This window comes from Altericroceibacterium spongiae (assembly GCF_003610805.1).
Classification (GTDB): domain Bacteria; phylum Pseudomonadota; class Alphaproteobacteria; order Sphingomonadales; family Sphingomonadaceae; genus Altericroceibacterium; species Altericroceibacterium spongiae.
The window spans coordinates 165,097-186,337 of sequence record NZ_RAPF01000005.1 but is presented as its reverse complement, the minus strand read 5'-3'; the positions used below and the strand labels follow the sequence as shown (position 1 = coordinate 186,337).

Below are 21,241 nucleotides of genomic sequence, written 5' to 3'. Positions count from 1 at the left end.
CAAACGGGGAGAGATCATGGCAGAGGTCACGCTCTATCACTGGGAGCCGAACGCCAATTCAGGGAAGCCCATGCTGGCTCTGATGGAAAAGGGCGTTTCCTTTCAGTCGCATTACATCAATATGCTGGAATTCGACCAGCACAAACCCGACTATCTGGCTATCAATCCGCAAGGAACGATTCCCGCCATGACGCATGGTGATCGCGTACTCACCGAAAGCACTGCGATCATGGAATATGTGAATGAGGAATTTGCCGGACCAGATCTTATGCCAGCCGATCCACAGGATCGGTGGCGCATCCGCTGGTGGATGAAGTTCATGGATCAGTGGCTGGGGCCGAGCTTTTCGATGATCGGCTGGAGCGTTTTTGTCGGGCCGATGGTCCGCAAGAAACCAAAAGAAGAGCTGGAAGCGCTGATCGAACGGATTCCTCTTCCCGAGCGCCGCCGGGCATGGCGCAAAGCCATGTTCGGGCAATTCGGCGAAGAAGAACTTGCAGAAAGTAAGCGTCGGGTTGGCTTTGGAATCGATCGCCTGGAAGAAGAGCTTGGCCGCCACGAATATGTCGGCAGCAATTTCTATTCGCTAGCTGACATCAATATCTTCAATTCTACTTACTCTCTGCCTCTGTCCCATCCCGATGTGGCCAGCAAAGAACGTACCCCTAACATCATGCGCTGGCTCAAAACCGTTTATCTGCGCCCGGCGGTGCAGGAGACCTGGAAAATGGGCAAAACTGATCTCGCCCATCGTTACAGCCTGATCATGGAGGACATCTGATGGCAGCGGAGATTCTTTATCACGGCGAACCTAATGGCCCATCGCTCAGCGTTCTGGCCGCGCTCGTCGAAAGCGGACTCGACATTGAATGCCGCCACATCGATTTCCTGAGAGGCGAACGCCACAGAATCGAAGGTGCTGCACAGACACTTGCCAGCGATATGGCTGTGGAAGGCGAAGGTCCGGTTCTGCTCAAGGATGGTGAGACCATGAGCGAGGCTGTGTTCCTTGCGCAATATTTCGACGATTGTGCCGGGGGATGCGGCTTACAACCGAGCGATGCCTATGCGCATTGGGAAATGATGATGTGGTGTCGCCAGACAACCGAAAGGCTGGCGCCGGCCGTCGCTTATCTCGGTAATATGGCCTATTCCCAAAAGGTCGTCACAGCGATGGATGAGGACAGCTTTTCTGCTATCATCGACAGTATTTTCAGTGAGGACTTGCGGGCACGCTGGCAAGATCTGCGCGACGATGTGGTGGATGCCGCCAAGCTGGAAGACAGCAAGGCCAAAGTTGCCCAGTTCGTCGAACGGGTCGAAGACAAACTTGCTGATGGCCGCGACTGGCTAATGGGTGACTTCTCGATCGCCGACCTCGAAACCTATGCCTGGCTGCGTCCAATGGCTGAACTGGAGGCTTCCGCCTTTACGGGGAAAACACATTGTTCTGCATGGATGGAACGTCTGGAAGCCCGTCCGAGCGTACAAAAGGCGCTTGCCCGTGCCACCACGGACAATCCGGCCCATGCTTTTGCACCCGGTCCGGAAATCAATCGCTGGGGCTAGGCGATACACAATAATCGGGGATCATGAATCGTCATGATCGCATAAAGAATTTCCGGGGAGCAGAGCGATGCCAATCGATATTTCAAAGATCCGCGCGATCGATGTTCACGTCCATGCCGAAGTGTCGTGCCACGATCCCGAAGACCCCGTGATGGGAAAGTTTTTCGATGCGGCCAGTACCTATTTCAAGGCTCCGCGCGAACGCCCCAAAATTCCCGAGATCATTGAACTGTATCGCGAAACTGAAATCGCATTGTGTCTTTTCACCGTCGATTGTGAGAGCGGCATGGGCGCCAAGCGCGTTTCCAATTACGAAATTGCTGAATTCGCGCAGAAGAATGACGATATCTGCATGGCTTTTGCCAGTATCGACCCTCACAAAGGCAAATATGGCGCCCGGGAAGCCCGCGATCTGGTAGAAAATCATGGTGTAAAAGGCTTCAAATTTCACGGCATTGCGCAAAATGCGCATCCTGCCGACCGGATGGCCTATCCAATTTATGAAGTTATCAACGAATACAAACTGCCGGTGATATTCCATACCGGCCATTCGGGTATGGGGACCGGTATGCGCGGCGGCGGCGGCATGCGGCTTAAATATGGCCAGCCCATGCTGATCGATGATGTGGCTGTGGACTTCCCCGACATGAAAATCATTCTGGCCCATCCAAGCTGGCCCTGGGTCGATGAGAGCTTGTCCATGGCCTTGCATAAAGACAATGTTTTTATCGATCTGTCAGGCTGGAGCCCGAAATATTTCATGCCGCAGATTATTCGCTATGCAAATACGCAGCTAAAGAAGAAGATGCTTTTCGGCTCCGATTTCCCGCTCATCCACCCGGATAAATGGATCGCTGCGGCAAAGGATGTAGGCTTCAAGGATGAAGTCATGCCGCTTATCATGAAAGACAATGCTGCGCGGATTCTGGGCCTGTCATGATCGCTTGCCCGGTTAGGGCATTGCAACGCTTGTCGGCCCTTTTTCGCCAACATATGAAGCTGCTTCATTCATAGACAGCCACCTGGACAGAGTGGCAGCTTTTCCCTCTCTGCCATAGAGCAGAAGGAGGGGGAAGAGACATGCAAGCTGGCCCTGCATCACCTGCGCGTAACAAAACACCGATGGAAGGCGGAGCGAGTTTTTCCGCCCGTCATCGCTGTTACCGCGCAGCATTCGGGATTGTCTGGCTGCTCCTTGCCCGCTGGACACCTCCCTGCTGCCATGGGTGGCGCAGATGGGTTCTTCGCCTTTTCGGAGCCCGCCTCCATTCGACATCACGGATATATTCATCTGCCCGGATCTGGTGTCCTGCACATCTCTTGATGGACTGCCATGCGACAATTGGCCCCCGCGTAAACTGCTATAACATCGCTCCTCTCCGGATTGCCGCCTACGCCATTGTTTCACAAGATGCAGAACTGGTCACAGGCAGCCACGACCCCGATAATCCAGCGCATCCACTGGTAGCTGCCCCGATCACGCTTGGCGCGCATAGCTGGATAGCGGCAGGCGCATTTGTCGGACCCGGCGTAACAGTCGGACGCGGTGCGGTCCTCGGTGCGCGATGTGTTTGCTTTAAGGATTGCGAAGAGGCCAGTATCTATATCGGCAACCCGGCCCGGCTTTTGCGACGGCGCAACATTACTTTTTAAGCAGAACCGAGAGTTGCGCCACGAAATCGGCCAAAGCATTTTGCTGTAGCAGTTCTTCCGCCCGATACCACGCAGCGAACCGCATTGCTTCCAGCCGATCACGGTCTGCGGCCAGAATATGCAAGGCCTGTGCTATCGCATCACTGTCCCGGACGGGCAATATGAAGCCCTCCTGCCCGTCTCGGATCAGTTCGCCCGCTCCGACATTATGTGTCACAATAACGGGCAGGCCCTGCCCCATTGCCTCGGTCACCACCAGCCCGAATGCATCCGACAAAGATGGCAGAACCAGAACATCGTGCTGCTGCATAATCCGCCGCACGTGCGGATTGGGCAACGAAGGATGCCATATGGCGCGCATAAGCAGACGGTCCACCGCCTGACAATCGGTCGTCACTTTGCGGCCGATTACCGTCAATTGACAGTCTGCCCCCATCCTGTTGAGTGCACTGGCCAGATAGGCGATCCCCTTACGCTGCGTAAGCGCTCCCACAAACAGCACTCTTAAAGGTTTTTCACGAGATGTCGGCGCCAGGGAAACCGCTTTGTGCGCTACGCTATAAGGATACAACAGAGATTTTTGAGACACTGCTTGTGGCAGGCTCCGCAGCACGAAACGGCTCGGCGCTACAATATGAGTTGCCATATGCAATATACGCGCCTGCTCATCGGCCCCAAAAGCACCATCGCCAGCCCGCTTAGGTGGCAATGTTGCAGCCCAGCCGGGTTGCAGTTCCCGTTCTTCGGCAAACAGGGCTTCATCGAAAGCACGAAAGCAGGTGGTCATCTCTATGAAACTGGTCAGCCCCATATTCCGGGCCATCTCAAGCGAGCGAGGTGAGGAATCAATGTATCCGTAAAAACCCCTTGCACGTTTTTCCTTGGTCAGATGGCGCGCCACCGCCCGATCGAACTGACGGTTCATTCCATTTCGACGATAGCTACGCGTCAGCTCAAAAGCATGCAGTACAGGTAAACGCTCGGCCATCAATGCCAGCGCTTCACGCAGCAGAACTGTCCGGCTCTTTCCCGGAGACAACGCGAAAACACGCCGATTGGCTTCATCTGCCAAGGCCCTTGGAAGATGCTCTATCAGGGGTTTTAAAGGAGTGAGATCGAGGCTGGTATAGAATCGTTCCAAAAAGCCGGTATCACTCAGTGCTTCAGCCAGCATGTGCGCATGTGTAGCGCCTGTCGGATGGGACAGGACAATCACGCCCGCGGCCTCTGACGCCAGCACCCCCATTGACGAGCGACAAGACTTGCCCCGGTTCGAGGATGCAACAAAGCAACCAAATATAACCATGGTCCGATTGCGAGATAATGCGCCGCCATATGAAGGCAGACCAGAAAGGATACTGCTTCCCCAAATGTCAGTGCCAGTACAACACCGTGCAAACCGGCTACCATCACCAATGGAACAGCAACCAGCAAGGCCAGACTCCATCCCGCTAACAATAGCAACCCTGCAGCACCTGTATGATTTCGCGCAGTCAGACAGGTTAGAGAGGGGCGGCCCGCCTGAACAAACAATGTACCAGCACCCAGGATAAGAAGCAGGTGCGGATCGAATATCACTTGTCCGCCGGTCAACCATGGACAAAGCCATGCGCCTACCAGAAATAAGATAACCAGCCAGCTTAGTGCAATGACAAGACCAGCCAAAGTCGCAAGGCCGACGGCTGACAATACCGTTTTCCGGTTCTGTGACTCAACGCCTCTTCTGGCCAGTTCGAGCTGAAGCACAGGAAGAACCATATTGGTACAATGTTCTGTGAATCGCAGCAATGCCGTATAGATCGCAAGAACAGCTACGGCGGCACTTCCCAGCGTAGCTGCTGTTATCAGCCGGAATCCCTGTATTCCAATGCCGTTTATAGCGAGAGCCGTAGCAATATTGCCGAGCGTGGGTGTGACGAGACCATTGCGTGCGGACCGCAAACGGAAAGTAAGAGATAATCTCAGTCGAGACGAATGGGAGCGTGCAAAATGCCATTGAGCGACACAATCGATTACGGCCATGATCGTAATCCACCCAGCCACACCAAGTGGCCCGCCCCCAAGCAAAACTATTGTAGCACTACCGGCAAACTCTCCGCCTCTGACGGCAGAAGAGAGCAAAGCAGGGCGGGCATAATCTCCCGTAGCATGGACAATAGCCATGAAAAGGCTGCGACAAGAAAGTGACGTGATCTGCATGCTCACCAGCAAGAGCAAGGCCAGCAGTTCTTCGCCATTTATATGGGTTACAGACAGAAAGCGGCCAAGACCGAATCCTGCAAAAAGGCAAAGCGAAAAGAGTAAAAAGAAAAAACCTGCGAGCAGGATGGCGGTGAAACTTGCAGCAAGAGTCTCTTTTGCATCCTCTTCCTCTCCCTTGGCCAGTTTATGGATGATTTGCATGGCGCCGGCAGTTACCAGCCCTTGTCCGGAAATCGCCAAATAGGTTGCCAGCCCTGTAAGGATAAGCCATTCGCCGTAAAGATCGGCACCCCAGCCAGCGATCATCAGCGGAATAATAGCGAGTTGATAAATTGCGACCATCACACGGGCTGAAGCCTGCCCGATCACGCCAGCTATCAGCCTCTCGATCATATGCCCTGCCCCTTCCCCATCCCAGGGTGATCCATTCGGGCACACTACCCTGCTCTGGCTTGAAGAGATCAGCCTGACTTGCCACCGTTCTATCCTGGCACAGCAGCGCGCAGGAAACGGTCCATTGCGTATCCTTCATATTATTCACAGCACCGATCCTGCTACCGGAGGTCCGATTGCCGGTATCCTGATGCATCATGCCGTGACATGCGGCAGCCCTTTCAATGTGGAGCGGGAAATTGCTACGCTTGACCCGCCTGATGCAATCTGGCTGACCGATTTACCGCTCAGAACCCATGCGCTGGGCAATACGCATCACTTCCTGCGCACACCCCGAAAGATACAAAAATACGGTTCAGGCGCCCGGTTATGTGCATGGCTCCGCGATAATGCGGAACGGTTCGACTGCGCAATTATTCATGGGTTGTGGAACGCCGCTTCACTGGCGGCACGGCAGGTGCTTCCGCATAGCGGCCTGCCCTATTTCGTTTTCGCACATGGTATGCTCGACCCATGGTTCCGTAAGCGCTTCCCTGTGAAGCATGCCGCAAAATGTCTGTCATGGAGCATAGTGGAAGGCCCTCTGCTCGCCCGGGCTCGTTCTGTCCTGTTTACCAGCGAAGAAGAAAAACAGCGCGCAGCCGGTTGCTTTCCCCACCATCATTATCGCGGAACGGTCGTGGGATATGGCACTGCCGATCCCGCTCTCAACCAGCCGGTCGATCCACAGGCAGCGAGGGAACCTTATCTTCTGTTTCTCGGAAGGTTACACCGCAAGAAAGGGGTCGATATGCTGCTACAGGCATTAAGCCGGATTGCTGCACCTTACCGGCCGACCATTCGTTTTACCGGTCCTGATGAGGAAGGCCGCCTCCCCTTTCTGCGTGAACAAAGCGAGGCGTTGGGCCTGACCCGACATGTCTTATGGACAGGTCCGGCATATGGTACGGACAAAGCCGATCTATTCCGCAAGGCGGAAGCTTTCATCCTTCCTTCCCATCAGGAGAATTTCGGGATTGCCGCTACGGAAGCGCTCGCCATGGCGACACCGGCTCTTTTGTCAGATCAGGTGGCGATTGCCAGGAATGTAATGCAATCTGGAGCTGGGTTTATCGCAAACGATACTCTGGATGGGACATATGCGCTGCTGCAACGTTGGCAAAACACATCTGAAACCGCCCGCCGCAAAATGCGCAGTGAAGCCCGCGCTCTTTTCTTGCGGGATTACGATATCAACCGGAACGCCCCCCATCTCATCGCGACTTTGCAAAAACTGCTCTAAACTACCATCCTGTCCTAACTCGACTGATTTTATATTTTCCTACAAATAACCTTTTTGGTTATTTCATGCTCCTCAATTCTCAACTGAAGGAGCATGCTGTGGCGACTACATTCCCGATAGAAATACCGGCATCCTATGTCCCCCCTCTGGCCCTTGCCTTTGCCGGCCCCGAAGAAAAGGCTCTTCTCGTCACGGCCGACCGCCCACTGCCCGTCAGCCTGCGAGCCGATACATCCTACACAGATGCCCTTACCGGCACGATGGAGGAAAGCGGCGCTACCGCCAGTTTTTCCGCAGTTAGCGGACGGGCTATCTGGCTGACCCTGTCGGGCGAATGGAGCGGTATGACCATGCTGCAACGCTCAACCGACGGAACGACCTGGCACAATCTTACTCTGTCCGGAAAGATTTGGGGGCAATTTACAGGCAATATCTGCGAAGCTGTTACGTTTGAAAGCGAAGCCGATACCTATTATCGTTTGCTCGTGGATATTCTGTCCGGAACTCTTACTTTCCGGATCGCTCAATGACCGGCAGCATCGATATCAGCGCAAGAGCGCTCGCCACGCAAGCCATTGATCGCGCACACCTGGCTGTCATTCAGAATGCGCTACTTCGCGCGCCCTGCCGCTTTCCTCCTGTAATGGCAGAACCGCCAACGATTAATAAGGGTGCCGATTTCGCATCCAGCACCATTCCTTCGGCGCAGTTTATTCCTGTGCCCGATCCTCGCATGGGGTGCCATTTTAGTGAACTTTCTACGGTTAACTTTACCGCATCGCATGGTGGTCGAGATGTTGGGTTTTATACAAATCCCGGCCCTGCACCGCAGCATATGGTCTTCTCCCTGATGACCGATGCCGATCAGGTGGATCTGCTCTTTTCCCGCAGCCAGCGGGTACAATTCCTTATCGATGGCAAAAGAGCCTCCGCTGCGCCTTTTGAATGGACAGTAAATGGCTCGACTCGTTACATTGTGAGCCTTCATTTCACATCTGCCGAAATGCGCGAAATCAGCTTTAATGTCGGAAGCATGGCTGGTGCCTATATCGGCCCAACCTATAGTATGGCACCGGGCCGCATTAGCGGAGCGGGCGCTATATCAATAAGCGCCGTTACAGATAGTTATGGCTCAAAGCCCGGATCGCAAACGAAACTCGCCATGCAGATCGGTATGCTGCTGGGCTGTTCCGGTGTACAACAGGATACACTCGGCGGCACCGGCTATGCGCAGAGTAACGCCTCCGATCCGGCACCTGAAGACCACTTCCTCGCCCGCTCGACGCCCGGTCATGTCGCGCAGCAAAGCTTTGCCGAATGGAATAGCGATATCGATTTCGTGTTGGGCGGTATCAATGACTTGCCGTCCCTGACTGTCGACCAGGTGCGAAGCGTTCTGCTTGCCCGACGTGCATTGTTTCCCCGTGCTATCATCATTGCAGGAGGGAACTGGTGGCCCGACCCCACTGCCACACGCGTGGCGAGCACCAAATTCGAAACCATTCAGACAGTGATCGATCAGGCCATTTCGTCACTTCCCGGCCCATGGGTTCTGATCGACAATATCCACGGAGAATGGCGGAATTCGGCAGGAGTCCGCGGCTCAACCGGCGGTGAGCCCTGGCAAACCGGTGCAGGCACTGAAAGTATGCCGACCGGTGTCGGAAATGGCGATATCTATATTGCCGATGACGGAACTCATCCGACCATGAAAGGTGTCGACTACCTCTCTGTCCGGCTGGCAGAAACAGCCCGTACCGCCATTCTGGCTCTGTGATCTGCGCCAAGCGAATGATCCGGCTCCCCTGCCGGGTCATTCCTGTCCGAAAATCGTAAGCAACAGAACAGCAAACCACAGGAAAACCAGCCAATCGAGGCAATCTGATTCTGACCGCTAAGCTGGAATATGAAAAACTGCATTCCCACCGCCCCGATCAGAGAAAAAGAGGCAGCGCTACCGTTCCAATATGCAATATATGCCGCCCTTCCCAGACCCCACACTATAACAGCTCCACGGAACGCAAGCATAAGGCTCCCGACCAGAAGACCCGCTTCTTGCAGGACCCGGGCAACCTCATATTCGGAAAGCGTGAACCCCCTTGCGCCCTTTATCAGAAAACCTCCGGCATTCGAGCCGGCTCCGAGACCCTGACCCACAAGATCAGGTGCCAACCCATCGGGAGGGAAAGGTGACAAAATCATAACAGCCCGGTGCAGAGCCGATCCTTCCGATATGAAGGCTTCCTGCTGTCGGGCTGCCATATCTGATAAAGCGTTTGGAAACAGGAGCGAAACGGTGACTGCCAGTATCGCCGCAGTAAGCCCCATGCCCGTGAGTCGTCCAGCCATCCGCACTGGCCCGGCGAAAATCAGTCCACCCAATCCATATATGATCCCGACCATAGCCACTCCGAAAAATACAGTCCGAGATCCCGACAGGACCGTCATGACAACGAGTGAAGCCGTACCGATCGTCAGCGGAGCGATTGGGATCGTCCATAGCTTGCGCCGATCCCACGCCGCCAGAAACAACGCCGCCAACATTACACAGAAGGCTGATTGCGGTGTGACAAAAGGGAACACACCGTAAGGCCGCACAACACCCCTTACGACCTGAAAGACGTAGGCTTCGGGATCATCGCTCACCCCGCGATTGATCAAAGCACTGACCGGTGCATGATATTGCCAGATGACCAGTACGGCCATTGGGAGGCTCAACCAGCAGCAAAGCTGTATCAACCGCCGCCAGTCCTCGATCAAAAAGACATCGCGCATTACGAAACTGACGGGAATGAACAGCATAGTAATGCGCAATCCGTAGAGAAACGCAGCGAGTGAAGCGTCACCTGCGATAATCTGAATCGCTCCGAACAACAGCAAACCAGCCACAGCAAACATCCAGAGAAGCAACCAGCGGGGCAGGCAAGACCGGTTATCCATAATATGCGTAACAAGGAGAGCGAGAACCACCGGGTCACGTAAAAGGATGAGAGGCTGCTGCCAGGGATTGAGCAGCCATTTGCGCAATATACCTTCGATGGGCAGCAGGAGCAGAAACAACAGGACCAGCCGCACACTCCATTGCCGCCATACACTCCTGTCCCATTGCGAGACCTCATGTCGCGAGCCTCTCGCCAGAGCCTGAGACCGGGATAGGATAGCTTCCATCATCGCCGGATTGCCGCATCCTGGGAGGGAGGATTTGCATGCGCACCGATCCTGATATTTCTGTAATTATTCTGAGCTTTAATGAAGCCCGCCATATTGCGCGGGCTATTGTAAGCGTGCAGCCTTTCGCCAAAACTGTTTTTGTCGTGGACTCCGGTTCGGATGACGACACTCTGGCCGTTGCCCGGGCCTATGGTGCGCAAACTGTCACCCATCATTTCATCAATCAGGCACAGCAGTTCAACTGGGCACTCAAGACGCTGCCTATCGAAACGGAATGGGTGCTCCGCCTCGATGCTGATGAAGTCATCGAAAACGATCTGGCAAAGGCGATCAGCCTCACTCTTCCGTCCCTTCCTGCCCATATTACCGGAATCGAATTTCCCCGGAAACATGTCTTCATGGGACGCTGGATCCGTCATGGAGGACGCTACCCCGTGTGGATGCTGCGCCTGTTTCGCACACATTGCGGACATTCCGAGGATAGATGGATGGATGAACACATCGTTCTCACCCAGGGTAACAGCATCCGTCTGCACGGTGGTTTCGCAGATATCAATCTGAACGATCTCACACAGTTTACCGCCAAACATAATGCCTATGCCACACGAGAAGCGATCGCGATTTTCGGGGAACGTTACGCTCTGTTCGGTAGCAACAAAACCATCGCCGGCAAGCTTCAGGGCAGCGCCTGTTTCCGACGCTGGCTGAAGGTACACATCTATGGGCGCCTTCCCTTCGGCCTCGGACCGCTGGGATATTTTCTTTATCGCTATTTTATCAAAGGCGGCTTCCTCGACGGGAAGGAAGGCCTGATCTACCATTTCCTGCAAGGCTTCTGGTACCGTTTGCTGGTCTCGGCGAAAGTGGCCCAATGGGACCGCGAATTGCGCCCATTGCGCAACCGGACAAATCGCTTGAACCGCCTCGAAGAACTGACCGGTTTTACACTTTTCAGCGGGCAAAGATTTCATACCCGCCCTGCCGGAACGGCATCAAAGGCGCGCGCACCAACACCATAGCGCCAATATTCCCTGTCCTGATAGGACAGGTGCCGTCCGACAGAACGCGCTGTGAACTTAGTCAGTACAGTGCCCAACAGATAATTATTAGCACAACGCAAACGTTCGGCAGCCGTTTCACATGCTCTAATCGTTGTTCGATTGGCCTCCGTCACTAGTATTGTACCATCGGCCAGACTGCCAATAATGGGCGCGTCAGCCAAACCGACAACAGGAGGGCCGTCAAGAATGACCACCTCATGATACAAACGGGCATTATCGAGAAAAGTCTCGAACCGGGGATCGCTGAGCAGATCGGTAGGATTATCGGGCACCGGCCCCGCTGTCAGGCGGAACAAATGGTTCTTACCGGCAGGCTTTATAAAACCCAGAGGATCGACGCCTTCTTCCAGAGCACGTGATAGCCCGTCGTCATTCAGACAATCGAGCAAATGATGCAGTGCTGGCCGGCGAAGATCCACATCGACCAGCAGGGTGTTTACGCCGAGCCTTGCGAACGCCAAGGCGATTGCATAGCTGGTCACGCTCTTGCCTTCGCCGGCTTGCACGCTGGTAATGAGGAGAACGGGCGGCAAACCCTTTGCTGTCGAATGCGTAAGCGCCGTACGCAGGGCGTTATAGGCTTCGCTGAGCGCCGATCTGCCATTCTCCAGTTCCTGCATTGGAGATAGTCCAGCCTCACTCGCAGGGATCATTCCGAGGACAGGCAGTCCGATTTTATCGGACAGATCCTGCGACATGCGCAGCGTATCATCTCCCTGAGAACGCCATAGAGTCCAAACTGCCGCCAGCGCGAAACCTGCCATAAGAGCAACAGCACCGCTTATCAGTAAACGAGGTGAAGATGGTTCCATAGACAGCGAAGCCTCATCTATCACTGCGATATTGTTTTGGACCGTATTCGATGAATTGTTCAACCCATTGTAGCGATCCAGCAAGGCACGATACTGGCTCCGTTTGGCCGCCGCTTCACGCGCAAGAATATTATAAGCCACAGAGGCATCATTCTCGTCCAGACTTTCGCCACGCAAGTTACGCAATTGCATGACGAGTTCGTTTTCACGAGTTAGAGCCGCCTGATACGTCTCGCCTATCGACGCTCGGATCGTATTGGCCAGACGACTGATCTGACTTTTCAGTGCCTTACGTTCAGCCTGCAAACGGCGAATATCGGGGTGATCGGGCAGATAGATGGCATTGCCCTTCTCAAGCTCCGCTTCCACATTGGCCTGACGCTGGAGCAATTGTTGAATGGCAGGGCTGGCGAGCACTTCCGGACTCGTGAGAGGATCAGAATCCACCACTGCTTCCCAGCGACTCTGTGCTTCGATACGGGCAGCACGGGCTTCTCCGAGAACTTCATTGATCTGTCCAAGCGCTGCCCCCAGCATGGATTGCTGCGTATCATCAGCTTCGCCCATTGCCGTTCCCCCGGCCCGGAGCAGATCATGCTGTCTGGCATATTTGTTGAGAGCTTTTTCGGCGTAAGCCAGCTCTTTGCGCATTTCGCGCAAACGTTCCGTCAATAAACGTTGCGCGTAACGTGTTGAATCGAATTGCTGTTGCACATTAGCGGTAACAAAAGCGGCAATATAAGCATTTGTAACAGCACGCGACAAAGCAGGATCGGGGCTTTCAAAGGACAGGCCAATTATCTGCGACTTATCCGAAAGATGAACCGATAACCCTTCCCTTAGTTTTTGAATCACGCGATTTTTCCGATGCTCGGCATCACGACTGTCGTTGGCTCGACCACCGGTCAGTGCAATCAATACGGCATCGTCTTTTAGCATATTGAGCCGCTCGGCGACCCTTTCAGCCAAAGCTCTGCTCTGCAAAATCTCACCCTGAGTGTGCAAAAAACGCTTTTCGATGTCGGTCCCCGCAGGACTGGTTATGGTTTCGACTGGAAATGGCTGTACTTTGGTAACCTCAAGACTCGCCTCGGATCGATATTGCGGCGTTCTCATAAAATGAAAGATCGCACCGAGAGCAAATGTACAACACAGGATTACAAGGATGTCCCGGCGCTGCCGACGAATATACGGCCAGATATCCGGTAGACCGCTTTGTCTTATTCGGGCTTTGGAAGGAAACTGCGAAGTGGTTTCTGAAAAACCGCCATCGCTGCGGTTTTTGTCAGGGCAGTTTGTTTCAGCAGGCTGCGCCATATAATTAAAAATTCCCGGCCAGCAGCAACCAGGCGAGACGACTGAAAAAACCCGTCAAACCAATGGTAAGAAATATCAGGCTCACAATCGCCCCCCTTCCTTTCCGCCGGCTGGAGCGCGGGATGTTTGCCACCCTTGTGAAATCACACAGAAAGCGTTTAAGAATTCCATCACGGGCCCAGCGGGAAATCGCTTTCCATCGCGCCCGATATCCCAAATCTTCGCGAAGAGCAGGATTATCGGCCAGTCGCTCTATTGCCCGCGCCAGAGCAACAGGATCACCCGGCCTGGTGGCTATTCCGACATTACGGATCTCGTCGTAAACTCCTGTACCCGGTTCTGTCGTGGCAATCACCGGTCTTCCGGCAGCCATCATATTGGGCAGTTTGGACGGCAAAACGAGGTCGGCAGCGTCAGCAAGCTGCGGCAATATAAAAATATCCGCTGTCGCAAGCAGTTCACCGAGCCTCTCACGAGATTGCAAAGGCTTGATAAGACAATGATCCAACCCCACGGCCTGCCGCTCAAGCTCCGTCCGTTCCGGCCCTTCCCCGCATATTACAAATATCAGATCCTGACGATGTTGAAGATCGCGCGCCGCTTCCAGAACGATATTCAGCCCCTGTTTGCGACCGATATTCCCCGAATATAAAACAACGGTGCGGTCCCCCAGCGACCATTCGCGCCGCAGATCGGTATTTCGCGACAGGGGACGAATAGTGTCGTCCTCGGCCCAGTTTGGAAATTCGACGATGCGCTCCTGGGCGACACCTTTATCGGCCAGCCGCTGACACATTTGAGGTGAAATCGAACTAACGATATCGGCGCTCCGGAAGAAATGGCTTTCGGCCATTCCTACCAGGCGGTTTCCCGGAAACCCCTTGGAAAGCACACCTGCAGCCTGCGCGGCTTCCAGCTCAAAATCCTGCACATGCAACCAGAAGCGTGCACCGCAAAGCCCGGCGACCACACGACCTCCCAGAGCCGCGATAAGAGAGGGAGCCGTGGCCAATATAACATCGGGCCGTTGCCTCGCCGTCTGATAAAGCAATGCGCAAAAAGCGCTTAGCGCAAAGGTGAAATGATGCAGCAATCGCTTCACACCACCAGGCCGGGCGGGCACATAATGCGGACAACGGGTGACACGAACACCCGCCTCCCGCCGTGTGGTATAAAACCCCGGACGATAGCTCTCTGCAATCCTCCATTCCGGATAATAGGGTTTGCCGCAAATGACGCTAACTTCATGCCCGGCCGCAGCCAGCATTTCTGCAGTCATGCAGCTATATGGCCCGATCCCGATCTGTTCCGGTGCATAGTTGAGCGAGAGGAATGCCAGTTTCACATTTCCTCTCCTCTTCTTACACTCAAAAGAGCAGAGTTACCTTTCCAACAAATCCAAGCCGGAAATCGAAAAATATAGCTGATTGTTCTTAGAAAAAAGCTGCCCTCTTTCCAGAGAACAGATCCGTTCAACATTATCGATTGCATAAAGGCGCCCCCTCACCTTAACGAAACCGGACCGATTTTATTATTGGAGCTTCTATACTGCCTTTTCTGGCTGGCATGGCAATCACTCGACTCTCTGCCATCGGCAAAAACAAAGAACCGCCCCATGACGGGACGGTTCTTTGTTTCCAGAATGCTATGCTTCCGGGCTTACCGGATCTGTTAGTCAGAAAGCGCGGTCATGAACAACTACGGCGAGTGTTCGGAACAGAATCAGAATATCGCCCGGCAGATTCCAGTTCGCGATATATTCCAGATCGGATTGCAGACGATCCTGCAAATCTCTTTCACGATCGGTCGCCCCACGAAAACCGCGCACCTGCGCCAGCCCGGTCAAACCGGGTTTGAGCGAATGGCGATGCCAATAGGCAACGTCGACTTCCCAGAAGAGCTTTGTCCCAGCCTGGGAGCCCAAAGCATGCGGGCGTGGACCGACTATGCTCATATCACCGCGTAACACATTCAAAAGCTGCGGCAGCTCATCGACACTGGTCTTGCGCAAAATGCGGCCAACACGAGTAATCCGGTCATCATCCTTCGCTGCGGATCTCGTGCCGTCGGCATCCGATTCTGCAGCCCGCATCGAACGGAACTTAAACATCGGGAAGAAACGATTGCCGCGCCCGAGACGGCGCTGAACGAAAAACACCGGCCCTTCGCTTTCCAGCTTCACCGCAAGCGCCGCGATAATCATGAGAGGCGACAGGCAAATCAGTGCCGGAATGGCGATCGCCAGGTCAAAGAGCCTTTTGAGAATGCGTGCACGCAGATCGAGCGGCCCGGCAGCAATCGCAAGAGAGGTGAAATGCTGTTCGCGATGCAATCCGATCGCACCCAGTTCGTGAAGCGATTCAGATACCAGTTCACCATTGATCCCCGCAGCACGAAGGACGAAAGACCATTCCTCACGCTGAGCCAGCGGACAGCTGACAATCACCCGGTCCATATTGGCCACGTACCGCCCGAGACGGTCGAGCGCGCCCGGATTCTGTTTGAAGTCGTGCAGCTGATGTTCTTCGGCATTGAGCCGATAAGCATGATCGAGCTTCACAGCGGGCCCGCCATCGTCGATCACCAGCACATTAAGCGCGGTCGGGCCGATGAAGCGATGCAGAAAGCTGAACATGCAAAAGCGCAATGCGATCATCAGCATAAGGCTGAATACGAGCCCAAGCGCATATACTGCGCGTGAAAAATCTTCTGCCGATTTGGTGTAAAAAACGACGAAAACCAGCAAGGCTGCCGATAGTGCCATGCTGAGGATCAAACGACGGATCGCAAAATTGCGGCTTTCCAGCGCCTCGATCGAGTAAACTCGCTGGTAAAAAGCCAGAGTAAGATAGAGCGGCAGGAAGAGCTGCATTTCGAACAGAGCCATGGAGGATGGAAGATCCCCGAAATAGGCCAGCCCTGCCAGTACGAAACCGATCAGCAAAGATCCGATATCTCCAACCATCAGCAGAAGATAAATCTGCAATCGACGTCGCTCGAAAGACGGCGCGAGAGGGCGTGGAGACTTCAGCCCAATTGTAAAATTGTTCGTCGGCGCGTTCATGGCTCGCTCGGACAAAGGTGGAGACTGATTATTGCGATGCAGCATTACTCTGCCTTTCGGCATGAAAAGGCAAGGGGAATTACGTAGGCCCCTAGGTGAAATTCCTTATGAACAGCCTGTAATATTGCGGCAACTCGTTTCGTGAAACAGGTAAGACGTTAAAATTTAGGGTTTTCTTTCAAAAAATCATGACCTCCAGCAGGCCCATTGCCAATGGTTTTATGTATCTTGATACCAGGCCGCAATAAGTTTTATGATTCATTAACTAAGTTTATTGCAATGCAGCATAACTGGATATCGTATTCTGGAAGCACGGTTGGATGCGGCCCGATCCTTGCTGGCGAACGGGCGCTTAATCAGAAGCCATACCGGATTCCAAGCCAGACAGTGCGTGGTACACCCAGGTCGATAGACCCGGCCTGATTTCGGGTAACAATTTCTTCATCGAACAGATTTTCCGTTCGTGCGATGACCGAAACATTCCCGAAGACCGGTAATTGCGCAAAAAGATCCAGTGTCGTCGCAGATGGCAGAATAGTGGTTTCCTGATCGTCCTCGAACTGCCTGCCGATATGGCGCAAGGTCATTGAGAGGCGCGCGTCTTTGAAAGGTGCCCAGGCAAGCGTTGCACTCCCTGCCCAACGAGGTGTTTGCGGCGGCCGGTTATCGTCAAGCGCAACCGCATCGCCGCTGCTGTCCACTTTTGCATCGGTATAGGACAGAGAAGAAGTGAAACTCAGCGTCCCTAATTTCACCTTTGCGCCCAGTTCGAGGCCCCGCGCATCAATCGCATCCAGATTGCGGCGCTGCCGTAAATTCTCCGCGAGAGTGACATTAGCAACAGCATTCTTTACTTTATTGTCGAAGGCCGTGAGCGATACCGTGACAGCGGAGACCGGTTGCCAGTCCAGCCCGATATCCACTCCGTGCAGCCGCTCATTCTTCAGGTCGGCATTGGCTCGGGTCACTACCGGATAGACGGTGAAGGGGCGGTATAGTTCGTTCAGCGTCGGCAAACGCAAGCCGCTATAGGCAGCAGCACGGATTGTAAGAGCCTTACCGGTGTGGAGCATCGCTCCCATACGATAGGAAACATCCCAGCCCGAACGCGTCAAATAGCGGTTATCACCTAGCAGTTCGCCATTTTCATCGGTTTCCAGAAAGTAGCCTCCGGCGATTTGCCAGCGATCCGCCCGGATACCACCAGTCAGAATCAACCGCCCGATCGTCCAGTCATTCTCCACGAAAAGGCCGAGATCGGTATTTTTGCCTCCGGCAAACCGCCGCCCCGTCAGCGCACCGCTATAGGAACTGTACCGGTCTTCCGATAAATCGCCTTTCGAACGACGATAATCGATGCCGAAACGCAGTATATGGTCCTCCCCCAGCGGCGGCCGGATTTCCAGCTTGCCACCGAGACCGGTAGAGGGCGTATCCTTCTGGTCCAGCACTTTGGAATATGTGCTGGAAGAGATGACAATATTGGTGAAATTGCGCCATTGTGCATAGGCCAGCGCATCCACTTGCCAGCTGCCCCGTCCTACCAGCCTGATGCTGATGTCCTGTCCCTCTGTTGAGGAATCGGCACCATCGAAACGTAAAGTCCGCTCATCGTTATAAGCCAGCCCACGGAACTGTATTTCAAAGTCCCTGCCCAGGGGCTGTACCAGCCGGCCACTGAACGACCAGCTATCAAACGCTGCCCGAGCCGAGGCGGGCACGCGCTGATCGCCGGGGCTCGTATAGAATCCCTTCCCCCGATCCCAACGACCTGACACCACCGCGAAACCATCTCCCACAGTGGGTGCCACGCTCCCGCTCAGTTCCGTTTCGCCACGATTATTCCCGAGTGCGGAGGCATTGACCAGCCCCAGTTCGGATGGATCGGCACTCTCCAGCTCGATTGTGCCGGCAAGCGCCCCCGAACCGAACGGTCCCGAACCACCGCCTCGCGTCACGCGAATATTTTCCAGTCTTTCCGGCACAATGGCACTAAATGGAATATAGCCGAAAAAAGGATCGGATAGCGGCACACCATCGAGCATCATCAAAGCCCGGCTGGTCGCATTTCCGCCCAGCGACCGTAAAGTGACACCCTGCGCAGACGGATTGGACGACCGGCTGTCGGACCGGCGAAACTGCTGGAAACCCGCAACCGATGACAGAACGTCCTCTATCCGTCCGGAACTGCTTGTAAGGATCGTTTCACGGTCAATCCGCTGCGTATCATAGGCAGGGGTTGCAGGTGTTTCCGGCAGCCCGTTACCGGTAACGATGATATCCCGGTCATCCGGTATGTTGTCGACAACTGCATCCGATGCCATGGCAACCGACGCCGGAAATATTCCTCCGCCGAGAAGCAAAAGAGCTATCAGGCGGCGAAGAGAAATCATAAAGCAGATATCACTTTCAGATCGGGTATGAATGCCAGGAATTGTTACTTGTCTAACGGTCACATCTTGCCGCGTCACCCCACCTTTGGCACGCTCAGACAAGACACCAGGGAGAGAAACGGATGTACAAGGCCATTATAGCCGGATTGATGCTGTCAACGAGCTGGTTTGCCGCCCCGGCCTATGGAGAGGATATCCGACATATGCCCCCTACACCCCCGACCGTGAGTGACGATCAGAGCACCCTTCTCACAAGCGACGATCCACAGCTCGCAGCCAATAAGAAGCTTGTTTACGACATGTATCGTATTGTGCTGCAGGGTGGTCATGCTGATCGCGCGAAAGAGTTTATTCGCGAAGACTATATCCAGCATAATCCCAACGTGCCAAGCGGCCGGGCCGCACTTGAAAACTATGTCCGTGCAACGCGTCCGGAAAGACCTCTGAAGGACGTGCTGGAGCTGCCGCTCGTCACTATTCTTGCCGAACGTGATATGGTCACCATGGCTTTCGTTCGCCCGGAAAAAGACGCCCATGGCAATACGTATTATTCAACCTGGTTCGACATGTTCCGTATAGAGGATGGCAAGATTGCCGAACATTGGGATCCGATGCTGAAAAGCGATGCGCCGATCGATCCTAATGACAAGAAAATCGACTGAAAGCATTGCTGCTCTGAAACGGAAAAGGCCTGCTCCCCGTCATAGGGAACAGGCCTTTGCTTTATAGCCGGCGATCAGATCGAACTGGGTGTGCCGGTCAACAACATGGTCTTGGTTTCGAGATAAGCCTCGATCCCATCCGGCCCGCCTTCCCGGCCGATCCCCGATTGTTTGAAGCCGCCGAAAGGCAGGTTGAAATCCATCTGCAAACCATTCTGGCCGAAACCGCCCGTGCGAATCCGGCGACCTACGCGATAAGCCGTATCGGCGTCATTGGTCAGCACCGATCCGTTGAGGCCGTAATCGCTTTCATTGGCAATACGGATGGCATCTTCTTCATCCTCTGCCGGAATGAGGCACAGAACCGGGCCGAAGATTTCTTCCTGTGCAATACGGCTGGTATTGTCCACATTGGCAAACAAAGTCGGCTCCATGAAAAAACCCTTGTTCATATGGGTCGGCCGCGCACCGCCGGTTACCAGATCGGCTGTTTTCTTACCTTCCTCAACATACATCTCGACCCGTTCGAGCTGACGCTTCATGGCGAGTGGCCCAAGCTGCGTATTCTCGTCCTCACTATGACCGATCGTGATGCCCTGCATGACTTTGGCGATGGCTTCGGCGAGCTCATCGTGGCGGTCTTTAGTCACGATGGCCCGACTCAGCATTGCACAAACCTGCCCGCTCATGATCGTGATCGTGTTGCCGAGCAGTCCGGCAGCCGCTTCGATCGGATAATCGTCAGAAATGATCGCGGCCGATTTGCCGCCCAGTTCGAGCGTGCACCGCGCAACACGGCTCGCGCATACTTCACCGATGCGTTTCCCGGCGCCGGTCGATCCGGTGAAGGACACTTTGTCGATCCCCGGATTCTGCACGAGATGGTCAGATGCCTCGCGCTCACCGACAGCCAGATTGACCGTGCCGGCGGGCAAACCAACCGCCTCGGCGGCTTCGGCAATGATATAGGCTTCGAGCGGCGTTTCGGGCGAAGGTTTCACAATAACCGGGCAACCGGCCACCAGAGCATAGCCGACTTTGGCGATCATGATGCCGAAAGGCGCATTCCACGGTGCAATCGCGGCAACCACACCAACCGGCTCCTTCGCGATAAGCGCGGTTTCCACCATCATGCTGGGGCGCTTCTGGACGAATTCATATGTATTGCCGAGATCGGCAATCGCCTTGAGCTGCATGATTGCACCACCATGCATCTGCGGCGCGAAACTGGCCAGACCGCCGACCTGCGCTGTCCATGCAGCACAGAGTTCCGGCATACGCTTTTCAAGATATTCAGCCATCTCCATCAGTTTGGCGGCCCGTTCGGCAGGCGGGGTAGAGGGCCAGGGGCCATGGTCAAAAGCGGTGCGCGCTGCGGCAACCGCCTTATCCATATCCTCCTTGCTGGCTTCGGCAACGCGGCCGACAACTTCCTCGCTGTTGGGCGAGACCAGTTCAATTTCACGACCACTGGTCGCCGCAACCCATTCGCCGCCAATAAACAGCTTATCGGGATGAGTGATATTTACACCTTCAGGTGTCATGGCATTCCTCCTTATTCCCGCTTTCGTTAGCCCGTGCGGTCGAACGGGTCAGTGATTGGACAAAATTCAACAGGCTCTCCGCTTCCGCCCTGCGAAGCCGAGCCGGGCCTGCCGGATC

At 54.5% G+C, this 21,241-nt stretch carries 17 protein-coding genes; 9 read left to right on the top strand and 8 right to left on the bottom strand.

The window, feature by feature from the left end; translation table 11 throughout:
• Positions 1-16 precede the first annotated feature (16 nt).
• From D6851_RS11090 to D6851_RS18045, 4 genes are all read left to right on the top strand, one after another.
• Positions 17-781, top strand: coding sequence for a glutathione S-transferase family protein (locus tag D6851_RS11090; protein ID WP_120324967.1), 765 nt, complete (start codon positions 17-19; stop codon positions 779-781).
• Positions 781-1,569, top strand: coding sequence for a glutathione S-transferase family protein (locus tag D6851_RS11085; protein ID WP_120324966.1), 789 nt, complete (start codon positions 781-783; stop codon positions 1,567-1,569). The genes D6851_RS11090 and D6851_RS11085 overlap by 1 nt, the downstream gene beginning before the upstream one ends.
• 67 nt (positions 1,570-1,636) lie before the next feature.
• A complete protein-coding gene (locus tag D6851_RS11080) occupies positions 1,637-2,509 on the top strand; it encodes an amidohydrolase family protein (protein WP_120324965.1) in 873 nt (290 codons plus the stop codon).
• 380 nt (positions 2,510-2,889) lie between these two features.
• Positions 2,890-3,222 carry an LbetaH domain-containing protein gene (locus tag D6851_RS18045; protein ID WP_238474047.1) on the top strand — a complete coding sequence of 111 codons (333 nt, stop codon included), beginning with the start codon at positions 2,890-2,892 and terminating at the stop codon, positions 3,220-3,222.
• Here D6851_RS18045 and D6851_RS11070 read toward each other — a convergent pair.
• On the bottom strand, positions 3,212-4,438 hold the full coding sequence (locus D6851_RS11070; protein WP_183030072.1) for a glycosyltransferase family 4 protein: 1,227 nt from the start codon (positions 4,436-4,438) through the stop codon (positions 3,212-3,214). The genes D6851_RS18045 and D6851_RS11070 overlap by 11 nt on opposite strands.
• Complete coding sequence (locus D6851_RS17765) at positions 4,435-5,817, bottom strand: polysaccharide biosynthesis protein (protein WP_183030071.1); 1,383 nt, start codon at positions 5,815-5,817, stop codon at positions 4,435-4,437. Before D6851_RS17765 ends, D6851_RS11070 begins: the two co-directional genes overlap by 4 nt.
• Before the next feature lie 124 nt (positions 5,818-5,941).
• Between D6851_RS17765 and D6851_RS11065 the strand changes: the two genes are divergently transcribed.
• From D6851_RS11065 to D6851_RS11055, 3 genes are all read left to right on the top strand, one after another.
• Positions 5,942-7,099, top strand: a complete 1,158-nt coding sequence (locus tag D6851_RS11065; protein ID WP_120324962.1) for a glycosyltransferase — start codon at positions 5,942-5,944, stop codon at positions 7,097-7,099.
• A 98-nt stretch (positions 7,100-7,197) separates the two neighbouring features.
• Complete coding sequence (locus D6851_RS11060; protein ID WP_120324961.1) at positions 7,198-7,629, top strand: hypothetical protein; 432 nt, start codon at positions 7,198-7,200, stop codon at positions 7,627-7,629.
• Positions 7,626-8,876: a hypothetical protein gene (locus D6851_RS11055; RefSeq protein WP_120324960.1), complete on the top strand. Its 1,251-nt coding sequence runs from the start codon at positions 7,626-7,628 to the stop codon at positions 8,874-8,876. The genes D6851_RS11060 and D6851_RS11055 overlap by 4 nt, the downstream gene beginning before the upstream one ends.
• Here the strand turns inward: D6851_RS11055 and D6851_RS11050 are convergent.
• On the bottom strand, positions 8,822-10,270 hold the full coding sequence (locus D6851_RS11050; protein WP_147395465.1) for a hypothetical protein: 1,449 nt from the start codon (positions 10,268-10,270) through the stop codon (positions 8,822-8,824). The two genes, D6851_RS11055 and D6851_RS11050, sit on opposite strands and share 55 nt — an antisense overlap.
• A gap of 35 nt (positions 10,271-10,305) precedes the next feature.
• Between D6851_RS11050 and D6851_RS11045 the strand changes: the two genes are divergently transcribed.
• Complete coding sequence (locus D6851_RS11045) at positions 10,306-11,289, top strand: glycosyltransferase family 2 protein (protein ID WP_120324958.1); 984 nt, start codon at positions 10,306-10,308, stop codon at positions 11,287-11,289.
• Here D6851_RS11045 and D6851_RS11040 read toward each other — a convergent pair.
• From D6851_RS11040 to D6851_RS11025, 4 genes are all read right to left on the bottom strand, one after another.
• Positions 11,238-13,112, bottom strand: coding sequence for a GumC family protein (locus tag D6851_RS11040; protein WP_183030070.1), 1,875 nt, complete (start codon positions 13,110-13,112; stop codon positions 11,238-11,240). The genes D6851_RS11045 and D6851_RS11040 overlap by 52 nt on opposite strands.
• A 352-nt stretch (positions 13,113-13,464) precedes the next feature.
• Positions 13,465-14,805, bottom strand: a complete 1,341-nt coding sequence (locus D6851_RS11035; RefSeq protein ID WP_120324956.1) for a WcaI family glycosyltransferase — start codon at positions 14,803-14,805, stop codon at positions 13,465-13,467.
• A 330-nt stretch (positions 14,806-15,135) separates the two neighbouring features.
• A complete protein-coding gene (locus D6851_RS11030) occupies positions 15,136-16,569 on the bottom strand; it encodes an exopolysaccharide biosynthesis polyprenyl glycosylphosphotransferase (RefSeq protein WP_238474046.1) in 1,434 nt (477 codons plus the stop codon).
• A gap of 311 nt (positions 16,570-16,880) precedes the next feature.
• Positions 16,881-18,848: a TonB-dependent receptor plug domain-containing protein gene (locus D6851_RS11025; RefSeq protein ID WP_238474045.1), complete on the bottom strand. Its 1,968-nt coding sequence runs from the start codon at positions 18,846-18,848 to the stop codon at positions 16,881-16,883.
• Between the two features lie 191 nt (positions 18,849-19,039).
• On the opposite strand from D6851_RS11025, the gene D6851_RS11020 reads away from it, so the two are divergent.
• Entirely contained in the window at positions 19,040-19,579 is a 540-nt protein-coding gene (locus D6851_RS11020; protein WP_238474044.1) for a nuclear transport factor 2 family protein, read from the top strand.
• 74 nt (positions 19,580-19,653) lie between these two features.
• Here the strand turns inward: D6851_RS11020 and D6851_RS11015 are convergent, their stop codons facing one another.
• Positions 19,654-21,123, bottom strand: coding sequence for an aldehyde dehydrogenase (locus D6851_RS11015; protein ID WP_120324954.1), 1,470 nt, complete (start codon positions 21,121-21,123; stop codon positions 19,654-19,656).
• Positions 21,124-21,241: the final 118 nt, after the last annotated feature.